Here is a 17,917-nt window from a genome sequence, read left to right on the forward strand (position 1 = left end):
CCGTTCCTGGTGAAGGGGGCGTGACGCCGGGGCCGCGGCACGGAGGATCGTGCGGATGTAGATGTCCAGGGCGAGCCGCCGGCGTCCCGAGCTCCCCGCTCCGTGCCGCCGGACGGTGCAGCCGACTGCTGCAGGTGAGAGCAGATTGACGCGGAGTCATTACTCTGACATTTCTTCGCTGTTCCAACTATGTAGCCGCTGGATCAGTGGGGACTCGTCAGCTCGGCAAAAGCCCGGATGGCGGTGTCAAAACTCTGTCAGCCCCTACGGTGGCGCCGCGTCCGTGGCACACTTCTGACATCCAGAGGGGTGAGAACAGTCCGCCAGGCCTCCACGGGCACAACGACGGGACGCACTGCTCCCTGGGTTCCAGGCAGAGTGGCGCCCGCCGGGCTCGGCCTGATGCCCAGCGTCAGGCTGTGCGCACCGATAGTGGCCGCCGGTGACCTGCAGTACAGCATTCGCCCCTGGGCTTGCCGGAGTGCGGGGTGCCGTGCCCGGGGGCCGAGGTCCGTTGTCCTGCGTAACGCCGCGGGGGCGGGTCAGTGCACCGCGGTGTCCTCCCCGGCGGTGAGCCGCGCGTTCGGTGTGGGCGGGGCCGCGGCCGGAAGATCGACCCGAAGCAGCGCGCCACCGCGTGCGGAGCGGGCGACGGTGACCCGGCCGCCGTGGGCGTCGACGACCCGCTGCACGATCGACAGCCCCAGACCGGATCCCGCCAGCGCCCGGGCGCTGTCGGCACGGTAGAACCGGTCGAACACCCGCGGTACGTCGGCGGCGTCGATGCCCGGCCCGGCGTCGTCGACCTCGAGCACCGCCGACCTGCCATCGGCGCGGAGCCGGACCTGGATCGGCTGGTTCGCGGGGGACCACTTGCCGGCGTTGTCGATGAGGTTGAGCACGGCCCGTTGGAGCGCGGCGGGACGCCCGCTCACCCACACGGAGGTCACGTCGAGCGCGACGTCGATGTCGGGCATGCGGGAACGCGCCCGGGCCGCCGCGGCCATCACCACGTCGGCGAGGTCGAGCAGCTCGGTGCTCTCGTCGCTGACGTCACCGCGCGCCAGGTCGGTCAGCTCGGCGGCCAGGGTGCTCAACTCGGACACCTGGGCACCGAGGTCGTTGAGCAGCCGGGTCCGGCTGCCCGCCGGCAGTGCGCTGTCCAGGATGCCACGCCGATCGAGCCGGATCAGCAGCTCGGCGTTGAGGCGCAGGCTGGTGAGCGGGGTTTTGAGCTCGTGGGCGGCGTCCTCGGCGAGCAGTCGCTGGGCCTGCCGGGAATTCCGGAGGGCGGTGAGCATGTCGTTGATCGACTGGATCAGCCGCCGGATCTCCCCACCGCCCTCGTCCGGGATGGTGGCGTCGAGATCCCGGGTGTGCGCGACACGTTCCGCGGCGGCGGTCAGCCGGTCGATCGGTGCCAGCCCGGTCCGCGCCACGGCCCGCCCGACCAGGGTGCCGCCGGCCACGCAGAGCAGCCCGATCAGCAGCATGCCGAACCCGAACTCGTTGACCGGGCTGTCGTCGGCGACGCTGGCCACCTGGACCGCGCCGGCGCCCGCCCGCAGCGTGTAGACGTGGAAGCCGTCCTCGTCGATGTCGCTCGACTCCATCAGGTCGGCCGACGCGCCCTGGGCCACGAGCCCGGCCCGCTCGCTGACCGGGGGCAGCGCGGGCTGGCCGGCCGGCGTCCGGGTCGAACCGTCGGGCAGGATGACCCGCACCAACCGACCCGATCCGGCGTACGGCGGTAGCTCGACCCGCGCCAGACCGTCGCGCGCCGCGTTGGTGGCCAGGACGCGGGAATCGGCGCGGAGCTGGTTCTCGGCGGTGTTCCGCAGCTCCCAGCCCAGGAGCTCGCTGGCCACCTGGAAGGCGACGAACACGCTGACCGCGATGGCCGTCGCCGCGATGACCGTCATCCTGGTCCGCAGGGACCGCCGGCGCCACCATCGGGTCAACCGGCGCGGCTCCCGGCGGGCGTGCCCGCTCACGGAGGAGTCTCCCGCAGCGTGTATCCCAGACCGCGCAGCGTGTAGATCAATCGCGGCTCACCCTCGGCCTCCATCTTGCGGCGCAGGTAGCTCACGTAGACCTGGAGATTGTTGGCGGTGGTGCTCATGTCGAAGCCCCAGATCGCCTCGAACAGCGCCTCGCGGGTCAAGACCCGGGTCGCGTTGCGCACGAGGACCTGCAGGAGGGAGAACTCGGTCCGGGTCAGGTACAGCGGCCGCCCGCCCCGCCACGCCTCGAACCTGTCGGGATCGAGCCGGACGTCGGCGAACGACAGGATCTGCGACTCCTCGTCGGCCGGCGTGCGCCGCCGCAGCAGAGCGCGTACCCGGGCCAGTAACTCCTCGGTGGCGAACGGCTTGGGCAGGTAGTCGTCGGCGCCCGCGTCCAGCCCCGCGACCCGGTCAGAGACCTGATCACGGGCGGTCAGCATCAGCACCGGCAGATCCCGGCCCGTGGCCCGCAACCGCCGGCAGGTCTCCAACCCGCCGAGGCGGGGCATCATCACGTCAAGGATCAGCAGGTCCAGCGTGTCGCCGCCGGGCCCACCGACCCCGTCGAGCACGGCGAGACCGTTGGCGACGGTGCTGGTGTCATAACCTTCGACCTGGAGCACTCGCTCCAGTGACTCACGGATGGCCGCCTCGTCATCCGCGATCATGATCCGCACGCCAGCCCGCCCCCCTCCATTCGATGCCTTTGCCGCTCATTCTCGCCGATCAACCTGAGGTCAGGATTAGAAGCGTCGGCTGACCGAGGGAACAGGATCGGTGACGGCGCCGGACGTCCATTCGGAGACGATTTCGCCGAGGATGCGCTGGGCGTTCGCGAATTCCTTGGCGTTGCCGGGGTCGTCGAAGGGGTGGGGGCAGCTCGCGAGGGTCTTCCAGAGAGCCCAGCCGCGCCCGCGCGCCCATGTCGCGTCATCGACTCTCAGCCGCTGCCGGAATGCCTGACGGCAGTCGGCGGTCAGGAAGGTCCAAGCGATCGTCAGGTCACAGGCCGGGTCACCGACACCGCACGTGCCGAAGTCGATGACGGCCGCCAACCGGCCGTCAGCGAGCAGCAGGTTTCCCGGGGCGATGTCTCCATGGAACCATCGGTCGACGCCGTCCCAAGCGGCGTCGAGGGCCCTTGCCCAGATCTCGCGAACCAGCTCGGCGTCGACGTGACCGTCCAACTCCGCGAGCGCATCGTGAACCTTCTTGTCGTAGGCGCGCAGGGTGCCGCCCCGGAACCAGTTGTGCAGGCCGGGCTGCGGACCCCCGGCAGCGTCGATGTTCTGCAGGGCGGCCAGGAACCGCGCCAGGTCGAGCGCGAATCGCAGCGGGTCGGTGACGCGGTCTGCGCGGGCCGGTTCGCCGTCGAGCCAACGGTAGATCGACCAGGGGTAGGGGTAGTTCGCGCCCGGCTTGCCTAGTGCCAGGGGGGTCGGGATGGGCAGCGGCAGCCGCGCGGCGAGGGCCGGGAGCCACCGATGTTCCTTGTCGACGGCCGAGGCGTACTCGGCGGCGCTGGGTAGACGCACCAGCCGGTCGGGGCCGAGGTGGAAGGTCCAGTTGTCCCAGCCGCCGTTGGCCACCGGCTCGATCGGGAGGTCGGCCAGCTCCGGGAACTGGCCGGAGACGAGCCGATGCACCTGTTCCGCGTCGACGGTGATGCGCTGCGGCGGGGGACCGAGATCCGGAATTGCAGTCACCGCTCCATCCTCGTCCGCCCATCGACGTCGAGCACGGAGTTTGCCGGCCGCGAGCCGGGTCGCGATCGCCGAGACGTGAGCGGGCGGCGCCGGCACGCTGGTGGTCCGGATCGCCGAGACGTGAGCGGGCGGCGCCGGCACGCTGGTGGTCGGTTCGATCAGTGACGCGCCAGGACCTTGTCGAGCTGGGTGAAACTCGCGCTCCACGCCTCGCGCACCTGGCCCTCGGTCTCCGCGGGACAAGGGCCTTGGATCAGGATCAGGCGGGTACGGTCGTCCGGCTCGTCGTGGAACTCGACGCGCAGGCGCATGCCGCCCGCCTCGCCGGCCAGCAGGTCGCTGCCGGACGCCTCGGTGAAGGTCGCGTCGATCTGACCGGGGGCGGCGAAGGCGCGGTGGACCTCAGCGCGCGGGGCGGCGAAGACGCGGGTGATCCGGATGTCCCACATCGGAGAGAACCTCAGACCTTGGAGGGCATGCGCCGGTGCAGTTCCGCGAGCAGCGTACGCGGTCCGGGGGACATGAGTCCGATGTCGACCAGGTACGAGTCGCCGCGCCGGCGGGGGCGGCGGCCGGGGCCGGGCAGCTCGGTGACCGCCTCGGGGCCGGCGGGGGTGACGACGAGCTCGGTGAAGACGCCGCGATGGCGCAGCGACACCGAGGCGACGGCCGACCACGGTATGGCGACGCCGCGCCGTCCGGTGGCCGCGAACTCGAGGCCGTGCACCGAGCTGTGCAGCCAGCCGAGGCGGTTCCAGGCGACCAGGATGACCAGGCAGGCGACGACCGCCGGTACGACGATCAGGCTCTCGCCGAGGGAGGCGATGTCGGCGGCGGCCGGGCGTACGCCGAAGAGCAGCGCGACCAGCACCCACAGGCCGCGGCAGACCGCCCAGGCGATCGCGATCACCCACAGCATGGTCACGAAGACCATGCCCCGCGGCTGGAAGAAGCTGGTCGCGTCGTCGGCCGGGCCGATCACCGGCTGTTCCCGCTCCACCCAAGCATTATGCGCCGTTTGTCGCTTCCGCACCGGTGATGCGCCAACCATGGGCCATCATGATCACATGACGGTGGTGAGGCTGGCCGCGACGCATCCCTGGTTCCCGGACACGGTGGCGCTGTTCGACGCCTACCGGCAGCACTACGGGGCGAACCCGGCGCCCGGCGCCACCGAGGAGTGGATCCGCGACCAGCTCGTCACCGATCGGCTGCGGCTGTTCGCGGCGGGCGACGACGCGCTGGTGCGCGGCGTGCTGACCGTCTCCGTCGTACCCGCGTCATTGACCTTGCGCACCGTCTGGATGATCCGCGACCTGTACGTCGACCCGGCCGCGCGCCGCGCCGGACTGGCCCGCGAGCTGCTCGCGCACGTGTCCGAGGCGGCCCGCGCGGAGGGCGCGCACCGGCTGTCGCTGCAGACCGAGCCGGACAACATCCGGGCCATCCAGCTCTACGTCTCGGCCGGGTTCCAGCCGGTCACGGAAGTGGTGAACTGGGCTCGAATGCTGTGACCCGCTGCGACGGCACGACCGTCGCCTGGAACGCGCGGGTGGCCGTCCACAGCTTGTAGATCAGTAGCAGCTCGAAGGCGATCAGCAGGGCCGCCGACACCAGCGTGGTCGCGACCACCAGCCCGGTCACCGGCCCGACGATGAACACGAACATCTGGAACTCGATGCCGCTGAACAGGTGCGCCCGGATGCGCCGGCCGAAGAGGCGGTTGCGCAGCCGTACGAACACGCCGAACCGGCCGCGGAAGTCGCCGTACATGTCGACCACCGTGTGCTCGCCCTCGTCGCCGACGGCCTCGTTCTCCTCCAGGTAGATCGGCGCGGTTTCGCCCCGCGCGGCGGCGAGCATGACCCGCATGTCGGTCTTCACCTTGTTCATCTGCAGGGCGTTGAGGTAGCGGAACATGTCCAGGAAGATCACCAGACCGCCGAGCCAGACGAAAACCATGTCATGGGTACGCGCGAACTGCCCGCCCATCAGCGCCACCGTGCACGCCAGCACACGCAGCCGGTCGAAGACGTAGTCCAGCCACGCCCCGAACACCGACCCGGTCCCGTTCAGCCGGGCGATCTTGCCGTCCATGCAGTCCAGCACGAAGCTCAGATGGAACAGCGCCGCCCCCGCGACCAGCCAGCCCCAGCTCTGCCGGCTGAAGCACCCGGCCGCGCCGACACCGAGCAGGAACGCGGCCACGGTGAGCCGGTTGGGTGTGACCGCCGGCCACGGCGAGACCAGCCGGACCAGCCGCGACGCCAGCGGATCGACCAGCCAGACCGTCCACCAGGCGTCCCGTTCCTTGTAGGTGCGCTGCCGGATCTCGGCGAGCGGAAGACGTTCCCCCATGATTGGCAACCCCGGTCGTGTGATGTGTAGGTGAACAGAAGGTGGCGTGCAGCATAGGGCCTTCGGTCGATCGTTGGGCAACGTGACAGGATGGCCGCCTCCGCACCGGATCAACACCGGGAGGGTCAGTGGACGCTTCACACGTCGCGCCGGACCTCGAGTCCGTGCTGTTCACCGAGGACCAGATCGGCGACCGGGTGACCGCGCTGGCCGGGCAGCTGGCCGAGGCCTACGCCGGACGCACCCCGGTGATGGTCGGCGTGCTGGCCGGCGCGGCGACGTTCACCGTCGACCTGGCCCGCGCCTACCCGGGCCAGGTCGAGATCGGCTGGATGGCGATCAAGTCCTACAGCACCCGCAACCGAGCGTCCGGCTCCGTACGCCTGCTCAAAGACCTCGACCTGGACATCACCGGCCGCGACGTGATCATCGTCGAGGGCGTGATCGACACCGGCCTGACCATGAACTGGCTGATCGCCAACCTGCGCCAGCGTCGCCCGAGCTCGGTGGCGGTGTGCGCGCTGATGCGACGCCCCGACACCCCCGACTTCGGGGTGACGCCGGCGTACATCGGCTTCGACGTCCGGCCCGGCCTCATCGTCGGCTACGGCCTCGACCACCAGGGCAAATACCGCAACCTGAGCTGCGCCGCGGTGCTCGCCCCGCACGTTTACGCCGCTCCGGTCGCCCGCTGATCCACGCCGCCGGCCCGCCGTGGGACCGCAGCCGGCCGAGGATCAGGCGAAACGCCTAGAACTCGCCCCAGGTGGCGGGCTGGCCGCCGTACGCGCGAATCAGGGTGTAGCCGTGCGCCCGCGCCCATAGCTCCGCCGCCGTCCGCAGCTCGGGGGAGCCGCAGTTGAGCAGGATCACCGCCATCGTGAGGTCGCCGAAGCTTTGCAGCAGGCGCGACAGGACCGGCTCGGTGCCGGGTACGCCGAGGCGGACGGCCAGGGTCACCGCGCGGTGCTTGGCCGGGTCGGACGCCACCAGCCGCCACAGCGCCGCCGCGTAGAGGTCCTCGGGGGCGCGGCGCAGCTGGTCGCGCCCGGCCAGGCCGACCACGCCGACGGTGTCGGCGGCGGTGCGCATCAGCCGCACCACGGGGGCCAGGTCGCGCATGCGTTCCGGGGTCAGGCCGGCGTGGTTGCGGCGGGCCGGGTCGGCGCCGCGGTCGAGCAGAGAGCCGATCAGCCCGTCGCGGCCGTTGTAGTAGGCCTGGTGCAGCACCGTGTCGCCGGCCCGGTCGGTGGCGTTGACGTCGGAGCCCTCGGCCAGCAGCCGTGCGGTCGCGGCCCGGTCGCCGCGCCGGACGGCCTGGTGCAGGGTCAGCGGGCGGCGGGCCGGGGGCGCCGGACGCTTCCGGCGCCCCCGGCCCATGATCAGGACGGTGGCGAGGACGAGAACGGCGACGACCAGCAACGCTTCCACGACTCGACGGTCCCGGATCCGGGACCGTCGATGGCCGCGCTGACCCGTTGCGGCCATGCCGGCTCAACCCGGCGAGCCGGCTCCCGCAGCGCGGCCGGCCGTCGACGGGCCACCGAAGACGACCGGGACGCCGGGGGAGTAGAGGACACTCGCCGGTGGGCCGGTCGGGGCCGGGAGACCCGTGGCGGCGATCAGCGACTCGTCGCAGTGAAGCAGCTCGGCCCGGTGCAGCGGCCACGTCGGGTGGTCGTTGGGCAGGTGGACCGTGCGGCCCCAGGCCCGGGTGTGCAGGCCCCACCGAGCCGTGAGGAAATGCTCCAGCGGGGTCGGCTCGGCGATCGGGTCGCCGCGGCGGACCGCGAAGGACGAGCGGGCGGCGCGGCGGCGGCTGGTGTACTCGTACACGTCGTCGTGGCGCCGCAGGCTCATCCGCGCCCACCGGTAGGGCAGACGCAGCGTGGCCTGGGCGGTCAGCACCGGGATGAGCCGCTCGGCGTCGAGCGAGAGGAAGACCACCGCCCGCCGGCCGAGGGCGTCGACGCTGTACAGGCGCACGTTGGTCTCGCAGAAGGTGCCCAGGTAGGGCAGGCCGGGACCGCGGAGCGGGCCCAGCCCGACCATCCGGAAGCCGATCAGCCCCACGTACGTGACGCCGTCGAACACGTCGGGGCGAGTGCCCGCCGGCAGGAACGGCGCCACCACCGCCGGATCCAGCGGCCAGTGCAGGAAAGCCAGGTCACGCCACTGCTGGACCAGCCACGGGCGGCCGACCGGCCGGGTGGTCAGGGGCGTGACGTCCTCGGGGTTCAGCGCCGGACCTGCGACATGTCGGGGTAGCGGTCGCCGGCCGGTGGGGCGATCGCGGTCAGACGGCCGAGCTGATCGGGCGTCAGGGCGACCTCGTCGGCGCCGGCGTTCTCCTCCAGACGGGCCACCCGCTTCGTGCCGGGGATCGGGGCGATGTCGTCACCCTGGGCGAGCAGCCATGCCAGGGCCACCTGGGCCGGTGTGGCCGACGCCTCGACCGCCACCTCGCGGACAACGCGGACGATCTCGAGGTTCGCGGTGAAGTTGGCCCCGGTGAAGCGGGGGTTGTTCGCGCGGAAGTCGTCGTCGTCGAAGTCGTCGGGCGAGGTGATCTGACCGGTCAGGAAGCCGCGGCCCAGCGGCGAATACGGAACCAGGCCGATGCCGAGCTCACGCAGCGTGTCGAGCACGCCGTCCTCGGGGTCGCGGGTCCACAGCGAGTACTCCGACTGCACCGCGGTGATCGGGTGCACGGCATGCGCCCGGCGGATCGTCTCCGGCGCCGCCTCGGACAGGCCGATGTGCCGCACCTTGCCCGCCTGGACCAGCTCGGCCATCGCGCCGACGCTCTCCTCGATCGGCACCGTCGGATCGACCCGGTGCAGGTAGAACAGGTCGATGTGGTCGGTGCCGAGCCGGCTCAGCGAACCGTCGATGGCGGCCCGGGCGTTGTCGGGGTGCCCGTCGATGACCCGGCCGGTGGGGTCCGGCGTGCCCCGGCCGATGTGCGACATCAGCCCGAACTTGGTCGCCAGCACCACCTCGTCGCGGCGCCCGGCCAACGCCCGGCCGACCAGTTCCTCGTTGGTGAACGGGCCGTACCGCTCGGCCGTGTCGATGAACGTGACACCGAGTTCGAGGGCCCGGTGCAGGGTGCGGATCGACTCCGCCTCGTCGGTGTCCTTACCGGTGTAGAACGCGGACATGCCCATGCAGCCGAGCCCGACGCGGGACACATCGAGCCCCGCCAGCGATACGTGCCTCATGCAGCAGAACCTACGCTTGTCAGGGGCCGAGCTCCCACAGGAGGCGGTAGTAGGCGATGCGGTCGGGGTCGGGCTCGATCCCGTACGCGGCGAAGAAATCCTCCTGCCAGCCCGGGCCGAAGTTCCAGTCCAGGCTCCAGGAGGCGATCGCCAGGTCGGCCCACCGGTCGGCGACACCGAGGGTGGCCAGATCCACGTGCCCGGTCCACCGGCCGTCCGCGCCGACCAGTGTGTTCGGCGCGCAGGCGTCGCCGTGGCAGACCACCAGCCGGTCGATCGGCGGCCGGTCCACCGCCTGGGCCAGAGCCTCGGCCACGGTCAGATGCCGGTAGTCGGGGTGCCACGCGGCCACGTCGATCAGGCCGCGGCCGGCGCGCTCGCAGGCCGACGCCAGCCGCCCCTCGGCCGACCAGCTGAACGGGCACTCGTCCACCGGCAGCCGGTCGTGCAGGGTGCGCAAACCGCGGCCGATCGCCGCGACGGCCGGGGCCGGGTCGGCCAGCCAGCACTCGTCGACGGCGTTGCCGCCGGGCAGGCCCGCGGTATGCAGCCAGGTTCCGGTGTGGTCGCTCCCGGCCGACAACACGTGGGGTACGGGTGTGAAGCGCTGGGCCCACGCCAGCCGCCCGGCCTCCCGGGCCAGGGGCAGCCCGCTGCCGGCCGGCGCGAACTTGACGAAACTGCGGTCGTACCCGTCGCCTCGCATCTCAAAAGTCGTGCCACCCAGCACATTGACCCAGACCGGGCGCAGCGGACGCCCCGCCGCCAGCGCCAGTACCGCGGCGGGCACCTCGAGATCTGTCCTCGGCAGGTTTGACAGAAGCATGAAGCACCCCGATCGGTGATGATCCGTGTTCGGCACCTACACGTATCGTGGAATGCCCCGGTCCCGCCACCCCTCGGAGGACCCATATGCCGGTGCCGAACGGCCGACGTCCCGTGATGCTGGCCGCGGTGATCGCCGCCCTGGTCGGATTGGGCTGCGTGGCGGCCCCGGACCAGCCCGGCGCGGCTCCACCCGCACCTGTTGAGACACCTGTCACATCGAAGGCCGCCGGCCCGGACGAGGACGGCACCGACAGCCCCGAGGAGTTCAAGGCCGACATCGGCGACGCCACCGAGATCGCCGAGGCGTACTGGTCCGGTGTCTTCAAGGCCAGCAACCTCGAGTTCCGGCCGGTGCGGGAGGTCATCGCGTACGAGCGGGAGGGCGAGGTGGACTGCGGCGGCCAGCCGCTCGGGCTCAACAACGCCGCCTACTGCTCCGACGGTGACTTCATCGCCTACGACGTGAACTGGGCCTTCGCCGCGTTCCAGCAGGTCGGCGACGCGTTCATCTTCTACCTGCTCGGCCACGAGTACGCGCACGCCATCCAGCTGCGGCTGGGCATCCAGAAGCAGTTCACCATCCAGCAGGAGCTGCAGGCCGACTGCATGGCCGGGGCGTATATCGGCGACATGGAACGGCAGAAGCGGCTCAGCCTGCAGAAGGACGACACGGCGGAGCTGGCGGCCGGCCTGGAGGCGGTCGGCGACGACCCCGGGCAGCCGTGGTTCGCCGAGGGCGCGCACGGCACGGCCAAGCAGCGCACCGCGTCGTTCGTCAAGGGTTACCGCGATTCGCTCGACCCCTGTGACCTGTAGATTCCTCTCTGCATGATCCACTCTTTGGAGGCTCGCTCTGACTGCGTCACTTCCCGCCGCCGTGCTCTTCGACATGGACGGCACGCTGGTCGACAGCGAGCGGGTCTGGGACATCGCCCTGCGCGAGCTGGCCGTGCTGGCCGGCGGCGAGCTGTCCCTGGCCGCCCGGCACGCGATGATCGGCAGCAACATGGGTCGCACCATGCAGATCCTGCGCGACGACCTGGGTCAGCCCGAGCGCCCCGAGGAACCCGACGTCGCCTGGCTCACCGACCGCGTGTTCGAGCTGTTCGCCGACGGGCTGGTGTGGCGGCCCGGCGCCTACGAGCTGCTTCGCGCGGTCCGCGCCGCCGGGCTGCCGACCGCGCTGGTCACCTCCACCGGCCGCAAGCTGGTCGAGGTGGCGCTGCGCACGATCGGCCGGGACAACTTCGACGCGATAGTGGTCGGTGACGAGGTCAAAGCCCCCAAACCCGACCCCGAGCCCTACCGTACGGCGGCCGAGCTGCTCGGCGTCCCGATCGAACGCTGCGTGGCCATCGAGGACAGCCCCGTCGGCGTGGCCAGCGCCGTCGCCGCCGGTGCGGCCGTGCTCGCCGTCCCCGCCGAGCTGGAGTTGCCGCCGACCGACGGCGTGCACCTGCGTACCACCCTGGAAGGGATCGACCCCGCCTACCTGGCGACGCTGCTCGCCTGATTTCACGCTGTGCGGGCCGGCCCTTATGGGCCGGCCCGTTTTTGTGCCGTCACCATGACGCTTGACTGACGTCATCAATGACGTCATAGTGGTGGCATGGACCTGACGCCGTACCTCGAAGCACTCCGCGCCGACCTCGCCGCGGCCGCCGCCCCCGGCGGAGCCGACACCGCGAAGGCGGCCGAGCTGCTCAGCCACTCGCTCGACGCGTCAGCCCGGCTCGTCCTCCTCGAAGCCCTCTCCGACGCCGCCGCCGAGATCACCACCCGGCTGCCCGAGGCGTCCGTCGAGGTCCGGCTCCGCGGCCGCGAAGCCGACCTGGTCGTCACCGCGACGGTGACCGAACCCGACATCGCCACCCCGCCGCCACCCGCCGTCGACGGCGACCTGACCCGCCTCACCCTGCGCATGCCCGAGGCCCTCAAAACGCACGTCGAGCAGATCGCCGCGGCCGAGGGCATCTCGGTCAACGCGTGGCTCGTCCGGGCGGTCACCCTGGCCGTCCAGCGCCCCGCCGGCCCGCCGCCGGCCCGCCCCGGCAAACGCATCACCGGCTTCGCCCAGGCCTGACCACCCGTCTCATTGGTACGAAAAGGGGAAACAGCCATGCCCGAATTCGACCGCTCCGCCCCCGTCACGGTGGCCCTCAGCGTCCGATCCGGCCGCGTCGACATCACCGCCGAGGACCGCACCAGCGTGCTGGCCGAGGTGCGACCGGCCGACGGAAGCGACGCGTCCCGCCAGGCCGCCGAGAACACCCAGATCGCCCTGGACGGCGACACGCTCGTCGTCCGCGCCCCCGAACAGCACGGCTGGGGCTTCCGGCGCGGCGGCAAACTGCGGGTCACCGTACGCGTGCCGGCGGACAGTTCGCTGGCCTGCGACCTCGGCCCGGCCGACCTCCAGGCGACCGGGCGCTACGCCCAGGCCCGGGTCAAAATGGCCTCCGGCGACCTGCGCCTCGACGACGTCACAGGCGACGCCGACCTCGAATCGGCCAGCGGCGACCTGACCGTCGGCCGGATCGGCGGCTCGCTGCGCGTCCACTCGGCTTCCGGCGACATGCGGATCGGTGACGTCACCGGTGACGTCAGCGCCGAGGCGGCGTCCGGCGACATCCAGATCACCGGCATCGGCGCCTCGTCCAACATCAAGACCGCGTCCGGGGACATCAAGGTCGGCCTGCTGCGCGCCGGCGAGTCCCGCATCAGCGCCGCCTCCGGGGACGTCAAGGTCGGCGTCTTGGCCGGCACCGGCGTCTGGCTCGACGTGAGCACCGCGTCCGGCAAGACCCGCAACGAGCTGACCATGGGCACCGACACCCCCGGCGCCACCCCCCAGTCCACCGGCGCCCAGCTCGAACTCCGCATCCGCACGGCCAGCGGCGACATCGACATCCGCCGCGTCACCGGCACGGCCTCCAGGCTGGCGGCCTGACATGACCAGACGCCACGCACCGGCCGGCGGCCCATTCGCGCGCAGGCTCCTCACCGGCACGGCCTCCAGGCTGGTGGCCTGACATGACCAGACGCCCTACACCGACCGACGTCCCTTTCGCGCGCCGGCTCCTCACCTCACGGCGAGCCGGTGAGCGCTACCGGCCGAGACGCTATCCGCTGGTCCGCGGCCCGACCCTCTGGTGACACCGGCCGGCGCCCGCCTCCCCGACGCTCACGTTCCGGGAGGCGGGCGCCGCCGTTCGGCGGCGGGATCCCTCGGCGATTGGTGCGGGTCGGTCGGCGGTGGTGTGCCGTGGCGGGCGGTGTGGGGTCAGTCGGCGGCGGAGAGGAGGTCCTCCGGCGGGGCGTCCGGGTCGGGGGCCCGCTCGGGGTAGGGCGGCGGCGTGCCGCCGAACTCGGGGCACCGGGCCTGGTGGCTGCACCAACCGCAGAGCTTGCTGGGCTTGGCGCGGAAGTCTCGGTCCTGCTTGGCGCGTTCGATCGCCTGGGAGAGGGCGACCAGCGTTCGTTCGAAGCGTTCCAGTTCCTCGGCGTCGGGGCTGTAGTCGCAGATCTCCTGATCCTTCAGGTACAGCAGGCGGAGAACCCTCGGGACCACCCCACGGGTACGCCAGAGCACCAGCGCATAGAACTTCAGCTGGAACAGCGCCCGCCCCTCGAACGCCTCCCGGGGTGCGCCGCCGGTCTTGTAGTCGACCACCCGCAGATCCCCGCCCGGTGACACGTCGAGCCGGTCGATGTAGCCGCGGATCAGCAACTCCTCGTCGACCAGGGTGGACACCAGGGCCTCGCGCTCGGCCGGCTCCAGGCGGGTCGGGTCCTCCACGGCGAAGTAGCCGCCGAGCAGGTCGCGGGCGCTCGCGAAGAACGCCTCCAGCCGCGCATCGGCGTCCAGCGGCATCCCGTCGAGCATCGGCTCCGCGAACGCGCCGCCCTGGACCGGAATCCCAGCCGTCGAAGTGTGCTCGCCGCCGGTGCTGGTGGTGGGTGTCGCAGTGGTGGTGGCAGCCGTGGTGAGGCCGGGCGGGCTGGGAGCGGGCGTTGTGGGCGCGGCGGGGCGGGGGAGGGCGGGGTCGAAGAGGGCGGACAAGGCCGGCTCCTGGTCGACCAGGCGGAGCCACTGGGGCTCGACCAGGGACTCGGCGGCGCCGCGGGTGCGTTCGACGGGGGGCAGGTCGAAGAGGCGTTCCAGGACGGCGTGCACGAGGGTGCCGCGGACCTGGTCGGGGGTGGGCTGTTCGGGGAGGCGGTCGATGGTGCGGAAGCGGAACAGCAACGGGCACGTCTTGAAATCGGCGGCGCGCGAGGGCGACAACGACGGGCCGGTGAACGTCGTCGCGGTCCCGGAGGATTCGGTCACCGTCATGCGAAGAGGCTATCGGCCGGGTACGACAAAACCTCCCCCGGCCACCTCCTGCGCGGCGGCCTGGGCCGGCGCGCTCAGCGGAGCTGGAACGCGGTTTTCCGGAGGGTGACCACGTACGCAGGTGGAGCGAAGCGACCTCGGCGGGAGCGACGGTCAGCACCACCCACCCGGCTACGACCTCAGGCCCTTGAATTTTACGGTCCGTACCATCGAGCGCGTGGACGAGCGTGCGGAACGGCGGCGCCGAGGGCGGGTGGTCGGCCGTGTGCTGGGCATCCCGCTCTTCCTGAATGCCTCCATGCTGGTGTTGGCGGTGCTGGTCACCGTGGTCTACGGCGGCTTCGTGCAGGGGTCGCTGGGGCTGCCGGGGCCGGTCAGTTACCTCGTCGGGTTCGGGTTCGTGCTGTGCCTGCTCGGCTCGGTGCTGCTGCACGAGCTGGGGCACGCGCTGACCGCGCGGCGGTTCGGGATCGGGGTGCGCGGGATCACCCTGGAACTGCTCGGCGGATACACCGAGATGGATCGGGAGGCGCCCCGCCCGCGGGTGGACGCCCTGGTGGCGCTGGCCGGGCCGGGGGTCTCGCTGGTGCTCGGCGCTCTGGCCGCACTGGCCTACCACCTGCTGCCGGACCGCACCGTCGCCGGGGAGATCGCGTTTCAGCTGGCCGCCTCCAACATCCTGGTGGCGTTCTTCAACGTGCTGCCGGGGCTGCCGCTCGACGGCGGGCGGGCGCTGCGGGCGCTGGTCTGGGCGATCGTCGGGAACCGCACCCGGGCGACTGTGGTGGCGGGCTGGGCGGGGCGGGTGATCGCGCTGGCCACCGCCGCGACCGTGCTGGCGCTCTATCACTTCGGGTTCATCACGCTCTTCGGGGTGCTGTTCATCCTGCTCGTGGTGGTGACGCTGTGGCAGGGGGCGGGGCAGTCGATCCGGCTGGCCCGGATGACCTCGCGGTTCCCGCTGGTGGATCTCGGGCGGCTGACCCGGCCGGTGCTCGGCGTGCCGTCGGGGACGCCGCTGGCCGAGGCCGAGCGGCGGGGCGCGGAGGACGCGCGGGAGCGGCCGGCGCTGGGGGTCGAGGACTCGTCGGGGCGGCTGGTGGCGCTGGTCGATGTGATGGCGGCGGCCAAGGTGCCGGCCGATCGACGGCCGTGGGTGCCGGTCGACTCGGTGGCGCGCGACATCGGCAAGCTGACCGCGCTCAAGGCCGATCTGACCGGCGAGCAGGTGGTCCGGGCGATCCAGGCCTACCCGGGTGCGCAATACCTTGTGGTCTCCGGGGAGGATGTGGTCGGCGTCCTGCACGTGGCCGACCTGGCCGCGGTGCTGGAGCCCCGGAGAACAGTCGCACAGGCGAAAGAGAGATCGTGACCACCCAGCACCTGGCCGAAGAGTCCGAGACCACACCGTCGCACCGGGGGCCGTTCCGTCCCGGTGACCGCGTGCAGCTCACCGACCCCAAGGGCCGGATGCACACGATCGTGCTCGAGCCGGGCAAGGCGTACCACACGCACCGCGGCGCCCTGGATCACGACGAGCTGATCGGGATGCCCGAGGGCAGTGTGATCAGCTCGGCCGGCGGCACACACTATCTGGCGCTGCGGCCGCTGCTCAGCGACTACGTGTTGTCGATGCCCCGCGGCGCGCAGGTGATCTATCCGAAGGACGCGGCGCAGATCGTCGCCATGGGTGACATCTTCCCGGGGGCGAAGGTCCTCGAGGCGGGCGCCGGGTCGGGCGCGCTGAGCTGCAGCCTGTTGCGCGCCGTCGGGGCGGGCGGCGAGCTGCACTCGTACGAGCTGCGCGACGACTTCGCGGCCATCGCCCGCAAGAACGTCGAGGCCTTCTTCGGCGGCCCGCACCCGGCCTGGCACCTGCACCAGGGTGACGTGGCCGAGGCCACCGAGACCGGCTTCGACCGGATCATCCTGGACATGCTGACCCCGTGGGAGGCCCTCGACATGGTCGAGCGGGCGCTCGTGCCGGGCGGGGTTTTCATCGGGTACGTCGCCACCACGCCCCAGTTGTCGGAGTTGGTGGAAGCGTTGCGCGAGCGCGGTGGCTGGACCGAGCCGCGGGCGTGGGAGTCGCTGGTCCGCGACTGGCACGCCGAGGGCCTGGCGGTGCGGCCCGACCACCGGATGGTGGCGCACACCGCGTTCCTCGTCTCGGCCCGCCGGCTCGCCCCGGGGGTGACCGCTCCGCCGCGCCGTCGCAAGCCGAGCAAGGGCGCCGAGGCGTACGCCCTGCGCAAGGCCGCCCGCGAGGCGATCGCGGCAGAGCGCGATGACACCGGGGTGTGACCCGGCTACCGCGCGTCGGGTAGTTTTCTGCCGGGGCGGAACGGTGAAAGCGGGAGGGACCGGGTGGGCGCGATGAGTTCTCCGCCGTTCGGCGGCAGCAACGAGATGCCGGCGGTGTTCCCGGACTGGTCGCCCTACCAGGATCTCGACTCGGCCGCGCGGGCCTACCTGCGCGATCCCGAGGTGGCACTGGACGCCCTGTTCGGGGTGCTGCGCGGCGCCGAGGTGCTGTGCTTCACGCTGGAGCGCTTCGTCAACGAGGTGAACGGCGTCTGGCAGGAGGTCGTCATCTGCGACGGCAGCCGGCTGGTGCTCTGGCACGGTGAGGACGTGGCCCCCGGTGACGGGCCGGTCGGCTCGATGACCTCGTCGCTGCGGGTGGTCCCGCTGTCCACGGTCACCGAGGTGGGCTGCCGGCGGCGGCTCACCCGCACCTCGACCGGGCAGGCGCGGGTCGACAGCATCGACGTCTACCTGCTGCTGAGCTCGGTCGACGACGCCGCCCCGCCGCCCGGGATGGCCGAGGAGGAGTCGCGGGCCGCGCTGCGGCACGACGCGCTGCGCTTCGGCAAGACGCTGGACGACGGCGGCCCCGGCCAGATCCAGCGGCTGGAGGAGTTTTCCCGCGTGGTGGCGTCGCTGGTCGGCCGTCCCACTTTGTGACCTTCGCGACGTTTGTCGCACCCGGCACGGCTGTGAGATTTAACCCAGCGGCCGTTCATCATACGGAAAAAGGGTCTTGCTAAGCGTCGTCGGCGTCCGGTCCGGCCACCTCGACGTCGTCCCGGCTGCGCACCACGTGGATGCAGTCGCCTGGGCACTCCTTGGCCGCGTCGATCACCTCGAGCCTCAGGTGGGCCGGCACATCGGTGCGCACACCGGGGGATTGCAGCAGCTCACCGGCACTGTCCTTGACGTAGGCAAGGCCGTCGATGTCGAACTCGAAGACCTCGGGCGCGTACTGCACGCACAGCCCGTCGCCGGTGCACAGGTCCTGGTCGACCCACACCTCGAGCTGCGCGGTCTCAGTCTCCGTCGTCACCGTTTTCCTTCCCTAGCCCAGACTCCTCCACGGTAACCGAACCGGCCGACAAGTCGATTGCGCGGTATTCCGTTGGTGATCAAGCTTTCGCTACGAGGGTGTTGCATGGG

The 17,917-nt window shown here is 71.6% G+C and carries 21 protein-coding genes; 9 read left to right on the forward strand and 12 right to left on the reverse strand.

The genetic code is table 11. The features are described from left to right. Nucleotides 1-542 precede the first annotated feature (542 nt). The 5 genes from ACGFIO_RS09915 to ACGFIO_RS09935 all read right to left on the reverse strand — a co-directional run bounded on the left by ACGFIO_RS09915 (nucleotide 543) and on the right by ACGFIO_RS09935 (nucleotide 4,712). Complete coding sequence (locus tag ACGFIO_RS09915) at nucleotides 543-1,994, reverse strand: ATP-binding protein (protein WP_392824444.1); 1,452 nt, start codon at nucleotides 1,992-1,994, stop codon at nucleotides 543-545. Further along, nucleotides 1,991-2,683 carry a response regulator transcription factor gene (locus ACGFIO_RS09920; protein ID WP_392824447.1) on the reverse strand — a complete coding sequence of 231 codons (693 nt, stop codon included), beginning with the start codon at nucleotides 2,681-2,683 and terminating at the stop codon, nucleotides 1,991-1,993. The genes ACGFIO_RS09915 and ACGFIO_RS09920 overlap by 4 nt, the downstream gene beginning before the upstream one ends. Before the next feature lie 66 nt (nucleotides 2,684-2,749). Then, the gene (locus tag ACGFIO_RS09925) at nucleotides 2,750-3,712 is read right to left on the reverse strand and encodes an aminoglycoside phosphotransferase family protein (protein ID WP_392824449.1); all 963 of its coding nucleotides are present in this window, start codon (nucleotides 3,710-3,712) and stop codon (nucleotides 2,750-2,752) included. 158 nt (nucleotides 3,713-3,870) lie between these two features. Then, nucleotides 3,871-4,161, reverse strand: coding sequence for a hypothetical protein (locus tag ACGFIO_RS09930; protein WP_392824451.1), 291 nt, complete (start codon nucleotides 4,159-4,161; stop codon nucleotides 3,871-3,873). An 11-nt stretch (nucleotides 4,162-4,172) separates the two neighbouring features. Next, a complete protein-coding gene (locus ACGFIO_RS09935) occupies nucleotides 4,173-4,712 on the reverse strand; it encodes a hypothetical protein (protein ID WP_392824453.1) in 540 nt (179 codons plus the stop codon). A 67-nt stretch (nucleotides 4,713-4,779) separates the two neighbouring features. Here ACGFIO_RS09935 and ACGFIO_RS09940 point away from each other — a divergent pair, with 67 nt between their 5' ends. Continuing rightward, entirely contained in the window at nucleotides 4,780-5,226 is a 447-nt protein-coding gene (locus tag ACGFIO_RS09940; protein WP_392824455.1) for a GNAT family N-acetyltransferase, read from the forward strand. Here ACGFIO_RS09940 and ACGFIO_RS09945 read toward each other — a convergent pair. Next, nucleotides 5,192-6,070, reverse strand: coding sequence for a CDP-alcohol phosphatidyltransferase family protein (locus ACGFIO_RS09945; protein ID WP_392824458.1), 879 nt, complete (start codon nucleotides 6,068-6,070; stop codon nucleotides 5,192-5,194). The two genes, ACGFIO_RS09940 and ACGFIO_RS09945, sit on opposite strands and share 35 nt — an antisense overlap. Before the next feature lie 128 nt (nucleotides 6,071-6,198). On the opposite strand from ACGFIO_RS09945, the gene hpt reads away from it, so the two are divergent. Continuing rightward, nucleotides 6,199-6,765, forward strand: coding sequence for a hypoxanthine phosphoribosyltransferase (gene hpt, locus ACGFIO_RS09950; RefSeq protein WP_392824461.1), 567 nt, complete (start codon nucleotides 6,199-6,201; stop codon nucleotides 6,763-6,765). Between the two features lie 55 nt (nucleotides 6,766-6,820). Here hpt and ACGFIO_RS09955 read toward each other — a convergent pair whose 3' ends face one another. The 4 genes from ACGFIO_RS09955 to ACGFIO_RS09970 form a co-directional block, all read right to left on the reverse strand. Continuing rightward, nucleotides 6,821-7,501, reverse strand: a complete 681-nt coding sequence (locus ACGFIO_RS09955) for an ankyrin repeat domain-containing protein (RefSeq protein WP_392824464.1) — start codon at nucleotides 7,499-7,501, stop codon at nucleotides 6,821-6,823. Between the two features lie 63 nt (nucleotides 7,502-7,564). After that, a complete protein-coding gene (locus ACGFIO_RS09960) occupies nucleotides 7,565-8,311 on the reverse strand; it encodes a YqjF family protein (protein ID WP_392825457.1) in 747 nt (248 codons plus the stop codon). Continuing rightward, a complete protein-coding gene (locus ACGFIO_RS09965) occupies nucleotides 8,308-9,294 on the reverse strand; it encodes an aldo/keto reductase (RefSeq protein WP_392824467.1) in 987 nt (328 codons plus the stop codon). Before ACGFIO_RS09965 ends, ACGFIO_RS09960 begins: the two co-directional genes overlap by 4 nt. A gap of 19 nt (nucleotides 9,295-9,313) precedes the next feature. Next, entirely contained in the window at nucleotides 9,314-10,120 is an 807-nt protein-coding gene (locus ACGFIO_RS09970) for an aminoglycoside 3'-phosphotransferase (RefSeq protein ID WP_392824470.1), read from the reverse strand. An 86-nt stretch (nucleotides 10,121-10,206) separates the two neighbouring features. Here ACGFIO_RS09970 and ACGFIO_RS09975 point away from each other — a divergent pair, with 86 nt between their 5' ends. The 4 genes from ACGFIO_RS09975 (at nucleotide 10,207) to ACGFIO_RS09990 (ending at nucleotide 13,072) form a co-directional block, all read left to right on the forward strand. Continuing rightward, complete coding sequence (locus tag ACGFIO_RS09975) at nucleotides 10,207-10,938, forward strand: neutral zinc metallopeptidase (RefSeq protein WP_392824473.1); 732 nt, start codon at nucleotides 10,207-10,209, stop codon at nucleotides 10,936-10,938. Between the two features lie 61 nt (nucleotides 10,939-10,999). Further along, nucleotides 11,000-11,635 (forward strand): HAD family hydrolase, encoded by a 636-nt coding sequence (locus ACGFIO_RS09980; RefSeq protein ID WP_392824475.1) that lies wholly within the window; start codon nucleotides 11,000-11,002, stop codon nucleotides 11,633-11,635. A gap of 96 nt (nucleotides 11,636-11,731) precedes the next feature. Next, entirely contained in the window at nucleotides 11,732-12,205 is a 474-nt protein-coding gene (locus ACGFIO_RS09985) for a hypothetical protein (protein WP_392824477.1), read from the forward strand. A gap of 36 nt (nucleotides 12,206-12,241) precedes the next feature. Beyond that, a complete protein-coding gene (locus ACGFIO_RS09990; RefSeq protein ID WP_392824479.1) occupies nucleotides 12,242-13,072 on the forward strand; it encodes a DUF4097 domain-containing protein in 831 nt (276 codons plus the stop codon). 333 nt (nucleotides 13,073-13,405) lie between these two features. Here ACGFIO_RS09990 and ACGFIO_RS09995 read toward each other — a convergent pair whose 3' ends face one another. Beyond that, on the reverse strand, nucleotides 13,406-14,461 hold the full coding sequence (locus tag ACGFIO_RS09995) for a RecB family exonuclease (protein WP_392824481.1): 1,056 nt from the start codon (nucleotides 14,459-14,461) through the stop codon (nucleotides 13,406-13,408). A gap of 298 nt (nucleotides 14,462-14,759) precedes the next feature. Here ACGFIO_RS09995 and ACGFIO_RS10000 point away from each other — a divergent pair, with 298 nt between their 5' ends. The 3 genes from ACGFIO_RS10000 to ACGFIO_RS10010 all read left to right on the forward strand — a co-directional run bounded on the left by ACGFIO_RS10000 (nucleotide 14,760) and on the right by ACGFIO_RS10010 (nucleotide 17,428). Next, a complete protein-coding gene (locus tag ACGFIO_RS10000; RefSeq protein WP_392825458.1) occupies nucleotides 14,760-15,833 on the forward strand; it encodes a M50 family metallopeptidase in 1,074 nt (357 codons plus the stop codon). Next, nucleotides 15,830-16,765 carry a tRNA (adenine-N1)-methyltransferase gene (locus ACGFIO_RS10005; protein ID WP_392824483.1) on the forward strand — a complete coding sequence of 312 codons (936 nt, stop codon included), beginning with the start codon at nucleotides 15,830-15,832 and terminating at the stop codon, nucleotides 16,763-16,765. The genes ACGFIO_RS10000 and ACGFIO_RS10005 overlap by 4 nt, the downstream gene beginning before the upstream one ends. A gap of 72 nt (nucleotides 16,766-16,837) precedes the next feature. Then, a complete protein-coding gene (locus ACGFIO_RS10010; protein WP_392824486.1) occupies nucleotides 16,838-17,428 on the forward strand; it encodes a hypothetical protein in 591 nt (196 codons plus the stop codon). A 79-nt stretch (nucleotides 17,429-17,507) separates the two neighbouring features. On the opposite strand, the gene ACGFIO_RS10015 is transcribed toward ACGFIO_RS10010, so the two are convergent. After that, nucleotides 17,508-17,807 (reverse strand): ferredoxin, encoded by a 300-nt coding sequence (locus tag ACGFIO_RS10015; protein WP_392824488.1) that lies wholly within the window; start codon nucleotides 17,805-17,807, stop codon nucleotides 17,508-17,510. Nucleotides 17,808-17,917 lie beyond the last annotated feature (110 nt).

The organism is Actinoplanes sp. NPDC049265 (assembly GCF_043197135.1).
Lineage (GTDB): Bacteria > Actinomycetota > Actinomycetes > Mycobacteriales > Micromonosporaceae > Actinoplanes.

Bases quoted from the DNA above. Each gene is read 5' to 3' on its own strand.
- ACGFIO_RS09985 (WP_392824477.1), top strand. From the start codon at position 11,732: ATGGACCTGACGCCGTACCTCGAAGCACTCCGCGCCGACCTCGCCGCG.
- ACGFIO_RS09990 (WP_392824479.1), top strand. From the start codon at position 12,242: ATGCCCGAATTCGACCGCTCCGCCCCCGTCACGGTGGCCCTCAGCGTC.
- ACGFIO_RS10000 (WP_392825458.1), top strand. From the start codon at position 14,760: ATGCTGGTGTTGGCGGTGCTGGTCACCGTGGTCTACGGCGGCTTCGTG.
- ACGFIO_RS10010 (WP_392824486.1), top strand. From the start codon at position 16,838: ATGAGTTCTCCGCCGTTCGGCGGCAGCAACGAGATGCCGGCGGTGTTC.
- ACGFIO_RS09975 (WP_392824473.1), top strand. From the start codon at position 10,207: ATGCCGGTGCCGAACGGCCGACGTCCCGTGATGCTGGCCGCGGTGATC.
- ACGFIO_RS09940 (WP_392824455.1), top strand. From the start codon at position 4,780: ATGACGGTGGTGAGGCTGGCCGCGACGCATCCCTGGTTCCCGGACACG.
- ACGFIO_RS09945 (WP_392824458.1), bottom strand. From the start codon at position 6,070: ATGGGGGAACGTCTTCCGCTCGCCGAGATCCGGCAGCGCACCTACAAG.
- ACGFIO_RS09965 (WP_392824467.1), bottom strand. From the start codon at position 9,294: ATGAGGCACGTATCGCTGGCGGGGCTCGATGTGTCCCGCGTCGGGCTC.
- ACGFIO_RS09995 (WP_392824481.1), bottom strand. From the start codon at position 14,461: ATGACGGTGACCGAATCCTCCGGGACCGCGACGACGTTCACCGGCCCG.
- ACGFIO_RS09970 (WP_392824470.1), bottom strand. From the start codon at position 10,120: ATGCTTCTGTCAAACCTGCCGAGGACAGATCTCGAGGTGCCCGCCGCG.
- ACGFIO_RS09930 (WP_392824451.1), bottom strand. From the start codon at position 4,161: ATGTGGGACATCCGGATCACCCGCGTCTTCGCCGCCCCGCGCGCTGAG.